Source organism: Algoriphagus chordae (assembly GCF_003254055.1).
GTDB lineage: Bacteria > Bacteroidota > Bacteroidia > Cytophagales > Cyclobacteriaceae > Algoriphagus > Algoriphagus chordae.
This window is the reverse complement of the sequence record NZ_QKZT01000001.1, coordinates 431047-444560: the sequence shown is the minus strand read 5'-3', so window position 1 is coordinate 444560 and position 13514 is coordinate 431047. Positions and strand designations below refer to the sequence as shown.

13 protein-coding genes are annotated in these 13514 nt (G+C 40.4%); 1 reads left to right on the top strand and 12 read right to left on the bottom strand.

The features are described from left to right. Positions 1–111: 111 nt before the first annotated feature. The 11 genes from LV85_RS01860 to htpG form a co-directional block, all read right to left on the bottom strand. The gene (locus LV85_RS01860) at positions 112–687 is read right to left on the bottom strand and encodes a precorrin-2 dehydrogenase/sirohydrochlorin ferrochelatase family protein (RefSeq protein WP_111316469.1); all 576 of its coding nucleotides are present in this window, start codon (positions 685–687) and stop codon (positions 112–114) included. A gap of 185 nt (positions 688–872) precedes the next feature. Further along, positions 873–1649, bottom strand: a complete 777-nt coding sequence (gene cobA, locus LV85_RS01855; protein WP_111316468.1) for a uroporphyrinogen-III C-methyltransferase — start codon at positions 1647–1649, stop codon at positions 873–875. Next, on the bottom strand, positions 1646–3745 hold the full coding sequence (locus LV85_RS01850) for a HEPN domain-containing protein (protein ID WP_111316467.1): 2100 nt from the start codon (positions 3743–3745) through the stop codon (positions 1646–1648). The genes cobA and LV85_RS01850 overlap by 4 nt, the downstream gene beginning before the upstream one ends. A gap of 150 nt (positions 3746–3895) precedes the next feature. Next, the gene (locus LV85_RS01845) at positions 3896–5152 is read right to left on the bottom strand and encodes a sulfate adenylyltransferase subunit 1 (protein WP_111316466.1); all 1257 of its coding nucleotides are present in this window, start codon (positions 5150–5152) and stop codon (positions 3896–3898) included. A 149-nt stretch (positions 5153–5301) separates the two neighbouring features. Beyond that, on the bottom strand, positions 5302–6201 hold the full coding sequence (cysD, locus tag LV85_RS01840) for a sulfate adenylyltransferase subunit CysD (RefSeq protein ID WP_111316465.1): 900 nt from the start codon (positions 6199–6201) through the stop codon (positions 5302–5304). Positions 6202–6463: 262 nt separating this feature from the next. After that, positions 6464–7168: a phosphoadenylyl-sulfate reductase gene (locus LV85_RS01835; protein WP_111316464.1), complete on the bottom strand. Its 705-nt coding sequence runs from the start codon at positions 7166–7168 to the stop codon at positions 6464–6466. After that, positions 7143–7415, bottom strand: coding sequence for a DUF2061 domain-containing protein (locus LV85_RS01830; RefSeq protein WP_111316463.1), 273 nt, complete (start codon positions 7413–7415; stop codon positions 7143–7145). Before LV85_RS01830 ends, LV85_RS01835 begins: the two co-directional genes overlap by 26 nt. A gap of 76 nt (positions 7416–7491) precedes the next feature. Continuing rightward, entirely contained in the window at positions 7492–7908 is a 417-nt protein-coding gene (locus LV85_RS01825; RefSeq protein ID WP_111316462.1) for an RrF2 family transcriptional regulator, read from the bottom strand. A 249-nt stretch (positions 7909–8157) separates the two neighbouring features. Continuing rightward, positions 8158–8409: a hypothetical protein gene (locus LV85_RS01820; protein WP_111316461.1), complete on the bottom strand. Its 252-nt coding sequence runs from the start codon at positions 8407–8409 to the stop codon at positions 8158–8160. Next, complete coding sequence (locus LV85_RS01815; protein WP_146260408.1) at positions 8406–9062, bottom strand: hypothetical protein; 657 nt, start codon at positions 9060–9062, stop codon at positions 8406–8408. The genes LV85_RS01820 and LV85_RS01815 overlap by 4 nt, the downstream gene beginning before the upstream one ends. Positions 9063–9409: 347 nt before the next feature. Then, on the bottom strand, positions 9410–11296 hold the full coding sequence (gene htpG, locus LV85_RS01810) for a molecular chaperone HtpG (RefSeq protein ID WP_111316459.1): 1887 nt from the start codon (positions 11294–11296) through the stop codon (positions 9410–9412). Positions 11297–11471: 175 nt separating this feature from the next. On the opposite strand from htpG, the gene LV85_RS01805 reads away from it, so the two are divergent. Continuing rightward, positions 11472–12137 (top strand): heme exporter protein CcmB, encoded by a 666-nt coding sequence (locus LV85_RS01805; protein ID WP_111316458.1) that lies wholly within the window; start codon positions 11472–11474, stop codon positions 12135–12137. 60 nt (positions 12138–12197) lie between these two features. On the opposite strand, the gene LV85_RS01800 is transcribed toward LV85_RS01805, so the two are convergent. Continuing rightward, complete coding sequence (locus LV85_RS01800; RefSeq protein ID WP_245942101.1) at positions 12198–13493, bottom strand: serpin family protein; 1296 nt, start codon at positions 13491–13493, stop codon at positions 12198–12200. Between the last annotated feature and the right edge of the window lie 21 nt (positions 13494–13514).

The following is a 13514-nucleotide window of genomic DNA, read 5'->3' as shown; positions in this document are numbered from 1 at the left end:
TCGGACGTAAGAATTCGATTGAAAAGCATTTTTCACACATTAAGTTATAAAAGTGTGAAAATAATCACATAATTCTAACTTATTATGTGATTATTTAGATTGTTCTAATTCTTATCCCTTCTTCACCAATCCCTCAGTAAGCTCATTCATCGCCTTCACCTTATATTCAAAGTCGCCTTTAAGTGTATCGCGGTAGGCATTGAGGTTTACGAGTAGATCATCGATTTCCTCTGGCAGCACCTCTTCTAAAAGCTGACGTAGACGCTTCGCGGCAGTTGGGGATTTGCCATTTGTGCTGATGGCTATTTTCAAATTTCCTTTGGTGACTATACCTCCCAAATAGAAATCACATAAGTCTGGCGTATCGGCCACGTTTACTAAAAGGTACCGCTCTTTAGCTTCATCTCTAATCTGTCGATTGATTGCTTTGTCATCCGTCGCTGCGATGACGATGTGCTTACCTCCTAGATACTTTTCATGATACAGATCTTCTATGAGAGTAACTGAATCTGTAGTCGCTGCTAGATCCAAGAAGTCTTGGGAGAAATCTCTGGCAACTGCCGTCACCTGAGCATTAGGACTTGATTTCAAAAGAAACTGAAGCTTCTCCGTACCCACATTTCCTCCACCAATTAGGAGCACATTGAGTTCGTGTACTTTAAGAAATATGGGGTATAGGTGGTTCATTTTTTTAGAATCAAGATGTTAGAATCAAGACAATAGACTCGGGGAATTCTGGACTTCGATATTCCGAATTCATCATTCGGTCTTGGATATTACGTTGGAAAGTAACCAAATCTTTTCTGTCGTGGCCCATTTCAAAGTCTTAAAACTGAAAAAACTTCTTGTGCTTTTTTTCTTCGGTCTTCCGTCTACCGTCTTCCAGCTACTGTAACCACTTCCCGATATATCTCCGCCAGCTTCATACTTTCACGAACAACCTCACCAATGATTATAATCGCAGGTGCTTCCACCTTCGCTTCTTCAGCTTTTTGGAGGATGTCAGAAATATAACCTGCTACGATATTTTCTTCGCGCGTTGTGCCACTTTGAATAATCGCTATCGGTAGATCCGCTTTTCCAAACTTAGTATAAAGCTCTGAAATCTCAGCCAACTTCCTCGTACCCATCAATACAACAACTGTCGCTGTAGACTGTGCTGCTAATGCCAAATCTCTGGAAAGTTCACCAGCGGAAGTGGTACCAGTTACTACCCAAAAGCTCTCGGATACTCCTCGCTTGGTCACTGGAATTCCCGCTGATGCAGGAACTGCAATCGCCGAAGTAATACCAGGAATCATTTCTGTGCTGACTCCAAATGCCTCTATATATTCGATCTCCTCCGATCCACGCCCAAAGACAAATGGATCTCCGCCTTTGAGACGTACCACATGTCCATGCTTTTTGGCTAGGCTGACGCAAAGTTGATTCGTATCTTCTTGTGGCTGCGAATGCTTTCCTACTCGCTTGCCAACAAATAACTTAAGCGCAGTCTCTGGTGCATGCTCAAGCAAGACCGGATCTATAAGCGCATCATATAAGACCACGTCGGCCTTATTAAGTGCCAAAACGGCTTTAAGAGTGATCAACTCAGGATCACCTGGCCCTGCTCCGACCAGTGTTACTTTTGGTTGAATGACTAATTTCATGCAGTCACCTCTTCCTCACGGTAGCTTTTCAGCAAACCATAAATATCCAAAGCCTGTGCAGCATAAGCATTTGCAAATTCTTCAGTAGGCTCGTTCTGATTAATCTGATAGATCTTCTCCGCGAATGTCCCGCCCAAATCTACTTTTCCCGTTGCTACAAAAGCCTCGTCAAACTGGGCAATAATGTTTGCATACGAATTGGCACTCAAGCTTTCGCTAAGTAAAATCGCTTTGGCAGCATTGATCAAACCCGCATAGTGATGGTAGATACTATCAGACCAGCGTCCTTCTTCCAGACATTTCTGAGCGATGTCGATTTTCTCTTTTGCTTCCAAAAGCAAGGTAGCTACCAAGTCAAGCACCACACCGGCACATTCACCCACACCAACTGCGATCTTATATTCTTCTGTATTTCCCCAATCCACATAGTCGGCTGGAGTCACTGTAGAAGCATCACCTAATTCCTTCAATAAATCATAGAAATAGATCTGCCCTTTTTCATCGTAGTAGCTCAAGAAATCCTGATCATTGGCATTTGCTTCAAAATCATCCAGCAAAATCCTCAAAGCTTGCGGGCCTCTTTTACTTGGGATTTTGGTCACTTTATCTGCAAAGCGTCCATTTCCATCGCCCATATTTCCTCCACCAAGCAAAACTTGGAGCGCAGGAATGACAACCTTGCCAGACTTCATAGACATACCTTGGAAGCCAATATGAGCCATATTGTGCTGACCACAGGCATTCATACAGCCAGAAATCTTGATCACCAAATCCTGATTTTTCAAATATTGAGGGTATTCGGCAAGTATTACTTTTTCCAATTCCGCTGCAATACCCGTTGAACTTGCAATTCCAAGATTACAGGTATCTGTACCTGGACATGCAGTGATATCTCCCAAAGAATTATAACCAGCAGAAGCCAAACCAATTTCCTTCAACTCTTTGTAGAAATATGGAACCAAATCCTCACGAACATCACGGATCAGGAAGTTTTGACGAAGGGTAAAACGAACTTCTCCACTTGCATATTTCTCTACCAAATCAGCCAGTTTTCTAGCCTGATCAGTGTAGAAATCTCCAAGTGTAACTCTTACACCTACGGAGACAAAGCCTTTTTGCTTTTGAGGCAAAATGTTGGTGAGTTTGAAATGCTCAAAATCCAAACCTAACTCCTCTTCTACTGTGGCAGCAGGAGCATCTGGAAGCTTTTGCGCAGCATCATATGTCTCAAAGTCTATTGGATAAGACTGAAATGGAAGCGCTTTTTTCTCCTTTTCGACCAAATCCAAAAAGGCTTCAATGCCCATGTCTTTGATCAAAAACTTCATTCTGGCCTTCATACGCTTCGCTCGCTCTCCATGGCGGTCAAAGATTCTGATCACAGCTTCCCCAAATGGAATGATCTGATCAGCAGTAATGAAATCAGTGTACAATTCCGCATGCCTTGGCTGAGATCCCAGACCTCCACCGAGCATTACTTTGAATCCACGAACTTCCTGTCCATCGATTACTTTCACTTTTGGGATAAAGCCCAAATCGTGCAAGTAACTTAAGCCTGTATCTTCATCAGAAGAGGAAAAGGAAATCTTGAATTTCCTGCCCATTTCCTGAGATATGGGATTTCTCAAAAAGTATTTGAATGTCGCATCCGCATAAGGAGTCACGTCAAAAGGCTCATTTGGATCGATGCCAGCGGTTTCAGAAGCAGTGACATTCCTCACAGTATTGCCACAAGCCTCACGAATAGTCACATCATCTCGCTCCAACTCAGACCAAAGCTCAGGCGTCCTATCCAAACTCACGTAGTGAATCTGAATATCCTGACGTGTAGTGATATGCAACCTTCCGGTAGAATATTCATCCGAAACCTTACAAATTCGGCGAAGTTGATCTGAAGAAACACGGCCATAAGGCAGTTTGATACGGATCATCTGCACACCTGGCTGTCGCTGGCCGTAGATGCCTCGCGCCAAACGCAGGCTGCGGAATTTTTCCTCGTCTATATTACCACCGTTGAAAAGCGCAATTTTCTTTTCTAAGTCGATGATATCCTGTTCTACTATAGGATTTTCTAATTCGGTTCTAAAGCTTTGCATGGCTTAAAATTCTTTTTACCCTATCGGGTTAGTGGTGTAATAGGTTTGTTGATTTGACATTCAAGGTCTTTCAAACTGCCAAGGGCACGCGAGAAATCTCCTCAAATAACACGTAAAGTCGAATTATTAATGATGAATTCCGAAGGTAAACTACTCAATGAATCCAACAGAAACAGTGTCGTATTCTCCTTCCTCTATCAGGATAAAACTTCCGTTTGCTTTATTTTCTTTGTAAGTATCAAAGTGAATCGGCTTGCTCAAGCGGAAATGTACTCGTCCGATGTCATTCAATTTCAATTGATCTGCCGTTTCTGTTCCCGTAAAATCAGTATGGATTCTAGATTCAATCTGATCGACCTTTGCTAGCACACGATTCACTCCATGCTGTAAAATGTATTTTCCGCCTACTTTCAATGGCTTACTATTTACCTGGCAGATCGTAGCGGTAAGTTGCTTTTCACTTCTTGGTACAGATGAACTTTTCACCAACATATCTCCACGGCTTAGATCTACTTCTGTATCCAAAGTAATGGCGATGGAACTTCCAGGAGCAGCTTCTTGGATCTCCTGATCGAAATAGTGAATACTTTTAATCGTGGAAGTATTCATGGATGGAAGTAAAGTGACTTCATCACCAACTTTCAGATTTCCTCCATAAAGCATTCCTGAGAAACCTCTGAAGTCATGCCAAGCTTCCGTCTTAGGACGAATGACATATTGTACCGGGAATCTAGCCACAGAGCTCTCCTGCAAATCTGCTGGCTCAAGCACTTCCAGATGATGCAAAAGTGTGTTGCCTACATACCAAGGCATCTCCTCTGATTGACGAGCGATATTTTCGCCTTTCAGTGCAGAGACAGGAATAAAGTTAATCTGATCTTCTGTGAAATCTGATTTGGCTACCAAGACATCAAAATCAGCCTTGATTTTCAAATACACTTCCTCGTCATAATCTACCAAATCCATCTTGTTGATCGCGACGACCACATGGGAGATGCGTAGCAAATTGGCAATAAAAAAGTGGCGATAAGTTTGCTCTATCACGCCTTTTCTTGCATCGATCAGGATGATCGCTACCTGAGAAGTGCTAGCACCTGTCACCATGTTTCGCGTGTACTCCACATGACCAGGAGTATCGGCTACGATGAAGTTGGTTTTATCAGTATTGAAATAAATATGCGCGACGTCGATCGTGATTCCTTGCTCACGCTCAGCTACCAATCCGTCAGTGGCCAAAGAGAAATCCAGGTAATCGTATCCACGTTGCTTGGAGCTACGCTCGATTGCTTCGATTTTATCAGTTGTCAAAGACTTTGTATCGTATAGTAATCGCCCGATTAGTGTGCTCTTGCCATCATCTACAGAACCTGCAGTAGCGATTTTTATCAATTTTCTATTTTCAGACATGTTGTTCAGTTGTTTAGTTGATAGTCAATAGACCATGGGCCCAGACCTCTTCGTTGTTAATTACCGTCACTGCGAACGAAGTGAAGCAGTCTAATAGTTAGGAGATTGCTTCGTCGTCGTACCTCCTTCTCGCAATGACGTCGCTACTTCTAAAAGTACCCGACTTTCTTTCTTTTCTCCATCGCAGCTTCGGATCGTTTGTCATCGATTCTTGCACCACGCTCGGAGATGGAAGAGTCTCTGATTTCACCAACTACATCTTCTAGCGATACCGCTTCCGAAAATACTGCGGCTGTACAAGTCATATCACCTACCGTTCTGAAGCGAACCATTTTCACGAGTACTTCTTCATGATCCTCTCTAAACACATGCTCATTGGCAGTCCAGATCATCCCATCACGAAGGAATACCTCACGCTCATGCGCAAAGTAAATCGATGGAATCTCAATATTTTCTGTTTTAATATACTCCCAAACGTCCAATTCAGTCCAGTTGGAAATCGGAAAACAACGCACATTCTGACCCACATGGATTTTACCGTTTAGCATATCAAAAAGCTCTGGGCGCTGATTTTTCTCATCCCATTGTCCAAAGTCATCTCTTACAGAGAATACTCGCTCTTTAGCCCTGGCCTTTTCCTCATCTCTTCTTGCTCCACCTATACATGCATCAAATTTGAATTCCTCGATCGCATCCAAAAGCGTAGTAGTCTGAAGAGAGTTTCTACTAGAATATCTTCCTCGCTCCTCACGAACTTTTCCCTGATCAATAGAATCCTGTACATTACGTACGATCAACTCCAGCCCAAGCTCTTCTACAAGTTTGTCTCTGAATGCGATGGTCTCCGGGAAATTATGCCCTGTGTCCACATGCAATAAGGGGAAAGGAATTCTTGCTGGATAAAAAGCTTTTTGCGCCAGTCTTACTAGCGTAATCGAGTCTTTTCCTCCAGAAAAAAGCAAAACCGGACGCTCAAACTGCGCTGCCACCTCACGGATGATGTGGATCGATTCTGCTTCTTTTGGATTAGGTATTAATAGGTTGTTCATTTCTTTTACTATTTATGTCTTCGAATGGACTTCATTATTCATAATTCGGTATTCGTCATTCTTAATTAATCTTCTAATATCGAATGTAAAATGCTGAATAATGAATGTTGAAGTTCTAATGTCATATTTAATTGTCTTCGACTTCGCTCAGACTGACAGAAGTCTTCTGTCTTGATTCTAATTTTCTAATTTCGAATAATGAATGTTAAATGATGAATATCGAAGTGAGGCCCCTCACCAGACATCGGGCATCAAACATCCGTCACTTCGCATGAAGCCCACACTCCTTCTTCGAATCTTCCCACCACCAGCGACCAGCTCTAGCATCCTCGCCGTCGGCAATTGCTCTAGTACAAGGTGCGCAGCCTATGCTGATGAAGCCTTTATCGTGGAGCGGATTATATGGAATATTCTTCTCATCTATATATGCGATCATCTGATCGTAACTCCAATTCAGCAAAGGATTGTACTTGATGATCTGATTAGCTTCATCCCATTCAACACACTTCATATCGCTACGATTGGCAGACTGCTCAGCACGAAGTCCAGTGATCCAGATATCATTTCCTGCCAAAGCTCTTCTTAGTGGTTCCACCTTACGCACAAAACAGCAAGATTTTCTATTTTCAACCGAATCGTAAAAACCATTGATTCCAATATCAGAAACCAGCTTCTCTACAGAATGGGTGGTAGGATAATATACTTTAATGTTCTGCTTGTATTTGGCTTCAGTTCTAGCTAGCAAGTCCAAGGTCTCAGGAAAAAGCCTTCCAGTGTCCAAAGAAAAGATCTGAACAGGAATATTCCCACTAGCAATCAACTGCGTGATCACCTGATCTTCCTGCCCTAAAGACGTAGAAAAAGTGACTTTCCCTGGAAATAAATCCGCAATCAAAGCCAAGCCTTCCCCAGCGCTCAATTGCGCCAACTGAGCTTCTAACTCATGCATATTCTTTCTTTGTGTCATTGGATTCTACTTTTGATACACTTTCCCAGGCACGCTCGTGAAAATAATACAGGATGATTTTGGAGAAGACCTCAACAGATCCTATGGACAAGGCCATCACTATCTGATCCGTCACAAAATACGAGATGATGATCGTATCAAGCGTACCGACGATTCGCCATGAGATGGACTTAAGCATGCTCTTCGCATTGCTGTCTTTTCCCGGCTTGCTGGCAAACAGCTTTTTGAGTGGTTGGTCTAAAATCATACTAGGTTTATTACGAGAGTAAAGTACAAAAGTATATAAACCCTATAAAATATATAGGGTTAATGGTGAAAAAATTTTACTCTTCTTTGAGAATATCTTCTAAACTCTTGTTTTCCAGTATCTTAAGTGTCTCGTCTCTTACTTGGATCATTACTCTATTTATTCCACAAACAGCCTCATTTTTACATTCATCGCAAGGTTCGTAGTAATTCAAACTCACACAAGGAAGCATAGCAATCGGCCCATCCAGCAGTCGGATCACGCGAGAAAGCGGAATATCTTTAGGCTCTTTGATTAGGTAATATCCTCCACCTTTGCCCTTTTTGCTTCCGAGCATGCCGGCTTTTTTGAGTTCCAACAGGATATTCTCCAAGAATTTATGAGAAATCCCATGCTCCTCAGCAATTTCCTGGATCAACACCGTTTTCTCATCTCTGTGCTTGCCTAGGTAAGTCAGGGCATGCAGGGCGTATTTGGTCTTTTTAGAAAGCATAGACAAAAATAAGCTTTTTCAGGGAATACCCTAGTACGCTACTAGGCTTTTATAAATATGGCAAAAAAAACGGGTATGGAATCATACCCGTTTTAATATTCATAATGAATAGCAATTATTTAAAGTAATTCCACACTTCTCTTCACGAATGCAGTCAGATCCTTGCCTTTAAGCAAGCCTTGGGAAAGAAGTGCCATATCAAAGGACTGATTGGAAAGCTAAGTCTTCTATCCCTAAATTTCCTTATGACTAAAAAAATGAATCTTTCACAAAGAAAAATATGATGAGAAAAGTACCAACAATAAAAGGGGCAATTTTACTTTTCAAAAACTCACGACCTCTATTTTCTTTTTTGTATAAAAAATAGATATAGACTTGTATTACGAGTCCAAATAGTAATAATAAAATTGCTATTGGAATAGACTTAAACAAAAGAGCAAAATAAACTACCCCAATAGCTATCACAACTGAAAATTGCTCAAAACGTTTTAACTTGTTCATTGGATTTCATAAATTTTACATATACCATAAGATCTATCAGCATCATCAATACAAACTAATTCAGCTAAATAAACGATTCCCCCACAACCTAGAGCGCCAAGCAGTGTTGGTGTTAACAGACCACATCCAGCTGCTGCTACTAATGCCCCGTCACGACAAGTCTGCAAATCTGAACTTAGCTGATCCTCACATTGTCCACGTTTTGCATTTTCGTAAGATACATTTTCAATTGAAAACGAAATTTGATTTACTATTTTTTCAAAATCTTCAGGGCTAAGTTTATCGATATCGGGGAATTTTCCTCTAATCTCTTGACCCAAAGATGCAGAGTTATAGATAGTTTGATAAGTTTCTTCAGGGTTCTCAAAATTGTCATAAACAAACTCCTTAAACTCTTCTAAAGAATTAAAATCAGTGATCCTTAAATTATTATTATCGGAAGTATTTTTTTTGAGTTCACGAATTTGAAAAACTGCATTCAATGAATTAAAATATTTTTCTGTTAAAGGATCATCTAAAATTAATTTAACTATGTTTTCCTCTTTATTGATCAATAAATGCTCATCATTCGGAACAATTTCCGTATTTCCTAATTCACACGAGGAGGCAAAACATGCTAGGCATACAACTGCCATTAGTTTAATTGTTTTCATTTTTCTTAAAAATTTTAGAGTTGTTAATTGTACAAAAAGTCTGCAGCGTCTTGAACTTGAACTAAATATACCCCCCCCAAATAATAAATCCAAATTTTACTCTAAAAATTCTCTTAAAATTTAGTTAACAAACTGACAATCAGATAATATATTTTTAGTTCATAACAAAATACAATTCACAACCTGCTATTATACAATTAATTACCAAAAATCAAAATATTTGTAATCAACAAAGAAAAATTAGGTTTGAAAATATGGAAACCAAAAAATCCACAGCGAAAGAGCTAGGGATTTTAATAGTCCTACAAAAACCCTCGAGGTTTCAAAAACCTCAAGGGTTAAAGCTATTAAAGCATTTCCACACTTCTTCTTACAAATGCAGTCAAGTCTTTACCCGTTAGCAAGCCTTGGGATAGTAGTGCTAAATCAAATGACTGTTTAGCAATCTTGATCTTTTCTTCTTCAGTTGCTGCTTTTAGAACTTTATCCACTGCAGGGTGATTTCCGTTGATGGCTACTTTGTAAGCATCAGGAAGAGAACCGTAGAAGCCCATTCCTCCGCCACCGGTAGCAGCCATTTCTTTCATTCTGCGCATGAATTCCTCCATAGTGATCGTCACCGGAAGTTCCTCAGGACTTAAACCTTCCACTTCTACCGTGTAAGTCTTGTTGTTGATCGCTTTATCGAAGATCTCCTTCACTTCCTTGCTCTGATCTTCAGTTAGCAAGTTGGCGTAAGTTTCATCCTTCTGGATCAACTTCTCAGCCACATCAGCATCCACACGCTTCAGCTGAGTTTTCTCCAGCTTGGATTCCAAGTTTTGGATAAAGTGACTGTCAATCGGAGAATCCATCACCAATACATCGTAGTCTTTTTTATTAGCAGATTGGATGAAACTATCCTGCTTGTCCAAATCAGTTGCATACAAGATGACCGCTTGATCATTTTTATCTGTTTGATTTGGCTTTATTTTAGACTGGTATTCTTCGATAGTGAAGAACTCGCCATTGGTATTCTTAAGCAAAGCGAAGTCTTTTCCTTTCTCATAGAATTTGTCCTCGGAGATCATTCCGTATTTCACGAATAGTCCGATATCACCCCATTTCTGCTCGTATGCTTTTCTGTCTTTTTTGTACAGCTCAGCAAGCTTATCCGCTACTTTCTTGGTGATGTAAGAATTGATTTTCTTCACGTTAGAATCCGCCTGAAGGAAGCTTCTAGATACGTTGAGAGGAATGTCCGGAGAGTCAATTACTCCATGAAGCAACATCAAGAACTCAGGAACGATGTCTTTCACTTCGTCTGTAATGAATACCTGACGAGAGAATAGTTTGATCTTATTTCTCTGAAGTTCGAATTCGTTTTTCACTTTCGGGAAGTACAATACTCCCGTCAAGTTGAATGGATAATCCACATTCAGATGAATCCAGAAAAGCGGATCTTCAGACATTGGATAAAGTTCTTTGTAGAACTTCAGGTAGTCTTCGTCTGTCAATTCGCTTGGAGACTTCGTCCAGATCGGAGCAGTTGTGTTGATGAAATTATCAACTTCTACTGACTTCCATTTTTTCTCGCCTTTGTCATCCACTCCATCTTCTACAGATTCGGTTTTTGTACCAAATTTGATCGGAACAGGAAGGAACTTCGCGTATTTGTCCAAGATCCCTTGAAGTTTGAACTTGTCTAGGAATTCCTCAGAATCTTTGTTGATATGAAGTATGATATCTGTTCCTCGCTCTTTTCTTTTTCCTTTGGAAATTTCGAAGGAAGTAGAACCGTCGCAAGTCCACTTAGCAGCTTCTGCACCTTCTTGGTAAGAAAGTGTGTTGATTTCTACTTTGTCAGCGACCATAAATGCCGAATAGAAACCTAGACCGAACTTACCGATGATCTCATTGGCGTCTTTAGCATCCTTGAATTTCTCCACAAATTCCTCTGCTCCGGAGAAAGCCACCTGGTTGATGTACTTTTTAATCTCCTCAGCAGTCATCCCAAGACCATGGTCAGAGATGGTGATCGTTTTCTTTTTCTCATCGAAACTTACTTCCACCGTAGTGTCACCAAGTTCACCTGAGTACTGACCTAATGTCGCTAATCGCTTGATTTTTTGTGTCGCATCGACTGCGTTAGAAACGAGTTCTCTTAGAAAAATCTCGTTATCAGAATAGAGAAACTTCTTGATAATCGGGAAAATGTTCTCGGTATGGATCGAGATCGTGCCTTTTTCCTGCATGGCTATAAATTAGTTTAGTTAAACACTTGTTTGTCGGGCACAGAATTGCAACTGTTGTTCCAAAGCAGTTTTGGTGTCAATTTGGCAGGAACAAAAGTCAGAAATCAAAAGTGAAAAATCTGAAATTTCACGATTTTAGATTTCTCACTTCATACTTCTGACTTACCTTTGGGTGATGTGGAAAGAAATCTCGGTTCTGGTAGGTAAGGAAGTCACGCTGGAGTGGCGACAGAAATTCGCGCTGAATGGGATTTTGCTTTATGTGGTATCTGCAGTTTTTATTACCTATTTGAGTGTTGGCGCTCAGCAAGGAAACATTTCCACTCCCACTTGGAATGCCTTGTATTGGATCATTATTCTTTTCTCAGCGGTAAATGCCGTTGCAAAAAGCTTTGTGCAAGAGCATCAAGGCCGACAACTCTATTATTATATGATTGCTTCTCCTGAGGCGATTATTCTTTCCAAGATTATTTATAACACCGGGCTAACTCTAATTCTAGCGCTTTTGGGCTATGGAGTTTTTTCAGTGATCTTGGGAAACCCCATTCAAGACCAAGGTTTGTTTATCCTGAATTTGGTATTGGGAGCCATGGGCTTCTCAGCCAGCCTGACTATGGTCAGCGGCATAGCTTCCAAAGCAGGAAATAATGCGACGCTAATGGCTATTCTGAGCTTTCCTGTTATCATTCCGATTTTACTGATGGCTATCCGTATTTCCAAAAATGCGATGGATGGGTTGGATTGGAGTGTAAGTATGGATTATCTACTTTCACTTTTAGCGATCAATGCGATTGTTGCAGTGACAGGATATATTTTGTTTCCTTATTTGTGGAGGTCTTGAGATTGGGAAAAATTGTCCGACATGGTAGATTGAAAAATTGGAAGATTATCTACCATCTCTCTATTGGTTAGGATTCTCCAATTTCCCCATAAACAAAATAGCACCACTGTGTTTTTCTTGGATAAAGAAGATAAAAGGTCTGTCCAATGTAAATACCACTGCGTCTTTATTGGGTGGTAAACTAACCAATTCAACAACTTCAACAATAGTAGCGGCTGCTGCTTCTGTGCCCTTTTCATCTACTTCTATAAGCGCTTGATGAATCACCCTACTGATTTTCAAAGGGTCGGTTGGGTTGGAGAATAACTTCGTAAAGTTATCTTGATGATAATCAAATGGTCTAACCAAACCCATCGTTTTTAAATCATTCGAAAGGTCATCAATTCTATATTCAATCTTAAATTTCGGCATTTTCAAAATCAAGTTGACATCCCAGGAATTAGCTCGCCATTCATTTAAATTTTCCATCGTGAAATGAGATGAAAGTTGAGAAAGATCACCGGTTTCATTGATGAGTATTCCCATGGAATATTGCCCCGTACTATAAGGAATTTCCAAATACGTATAATCTGAAGTTCCAAAAGATTTGAATCCCGCAGATTCACCCATGTCCATCATATCTACCATGATTTCTTGACCATTGTGGACTGTGAATTTTTCTTTGCGGGTATTGTCTTTTGGAAAATTATAGCTCCAGTCCCCCTTGAAGTAAATTGCATTGACTAAGTACATCACAGCATTTTCCGGAATAAAGTCCAACATATCTTTTATTAGATTATTGGTCTGTTTTTCTATCCAGTTATTGATGATGTTAACAGAATTTGGATCCTTCATATCAAGCGGAGCAATCTCCGCATTGAAGTATTCCTGCGAAGTATTCTTAAACGGGACCTGTACTTGATATTTTTCTTTATACCATATCCCATTAGCAATGTTTAACTCTACTTTTGGATCTACTTCCAGCAAGAATGATGTGAGATCTTTGACGGCCTGATTTGCTTCTTCCAGATTCATGCCCTCCATTTGCAAAACTTGGATAAATTCTTCTAAAACCTCCCCATCATTGCCGTTCATCGCCATAGCCAATGCTTGGTGAACTGAATATGGGCTAAAAAAGAAATTTTCCGATTGCCCATTTGTAGCAATTTGCTGAAAAAGATTGATTGCAAATTGGGTATTTGCTTCCGAGAGGCTGTTTTCATCCATAGAAAGCGTTCTCAGATTTGCCTCCACCTTTCCTGAAGGACCGTCATCCTCGCCGGTTATACAGCTAAAGCAGAGGATAAATGCGAAAAGAATCGACATGCTTACTAAAAGCTTTGGATACGTTTGGGTTTTGACAAAGAAAGTTCTCATAGCGATCAATTTTTCAACATG

Coding starts and splice junctions, on each gene's coding strand:
- LV85_RS01860 (WP_111316469.1), bottom strand. CDS start 687: ATGAACCACCTATACCCCATATTTCTTAAAGTACACGAACTCAATGTG.
- cobA (WP_111316468.1), bottom strand. CDS start 1,649: ATGAAATTAGTCATTCAACCAAAAGTAACACTGGTCGGAGCAGGGCCA.
- LV85_RS01850 (WP_111316467.1), bottom strand. CDS start 3,745: ATGCAAAGCTTTAGAACCGAATTAGAAAATCCTATAGTAGAACAGGAT.
- LV85_RS01845 (WP_111316466.1), bottom strand. CDS start 5,152: ATGTCTGAAAATAGAAAATTGATAAAAATCGCTACTGCAGGTTCTGTA.
- cysD (WP_111316465.1), bottom strand. CDS start 6,201: ATGAACAACCTATTAATACCTAATCCAAAAGAAGCAGAATCGATCCAC.
- LV85_RS01835 (WP_111316464.1), bottom strand. CDS start 7,168: ATGACACAAAGAAAGAATATGCATGAGTTAGAAGCTCAGTTGGCGCAA.
- LV85_RS01830 (WP_111316463.1), bottom strand. CDS start 7,415: ATGATTTTAGACCAACCACTCAAAAAGCTGTTTGCCAGCAAGCCGGGA.
- LV85_RS01825 (WP_111316462.1), bottom strand. CDS start 7,908: ATGCTTTCTAAAAAGACCAAATACGCCCTGCATGCCCTGACTTACCTA.
- LV85_RS01820 (WP_111316461.1), bottom strand. CDS start 8,409: ATGAACAAGTTAAAACGTTTTGAGCAATTTTCAGTTGTGATAGCTATT.
- LV85_RS01815 (WP_146260408.1), bottom strand. CDS start 9,062: ATGAAAACAATTAAACTAATGGCAGTTGTATGCCTAGCATGTTTTGCC.
- htpG (WP_111316459.1), bottom strand. CDS start 11,296: ATGCAGGAAAAAGGCACGATCTCGATCCATACCGAGAACATTTTCCCG.
- LV85_RS01805 (WP_111316458.1), top strand. CDS start 11,472: ATGTGGAAAGAAATCTCGGTTCTGGTAGGTAAGGAAGTCACGCTGGAG.
- LV85_RS01800 (WP_245942101.1), bottom strand. CDS start 13,493: ATGAGAACTTTCTTTGTCAAAACCCAAACGTATCCAAAGCTTTTAGTA.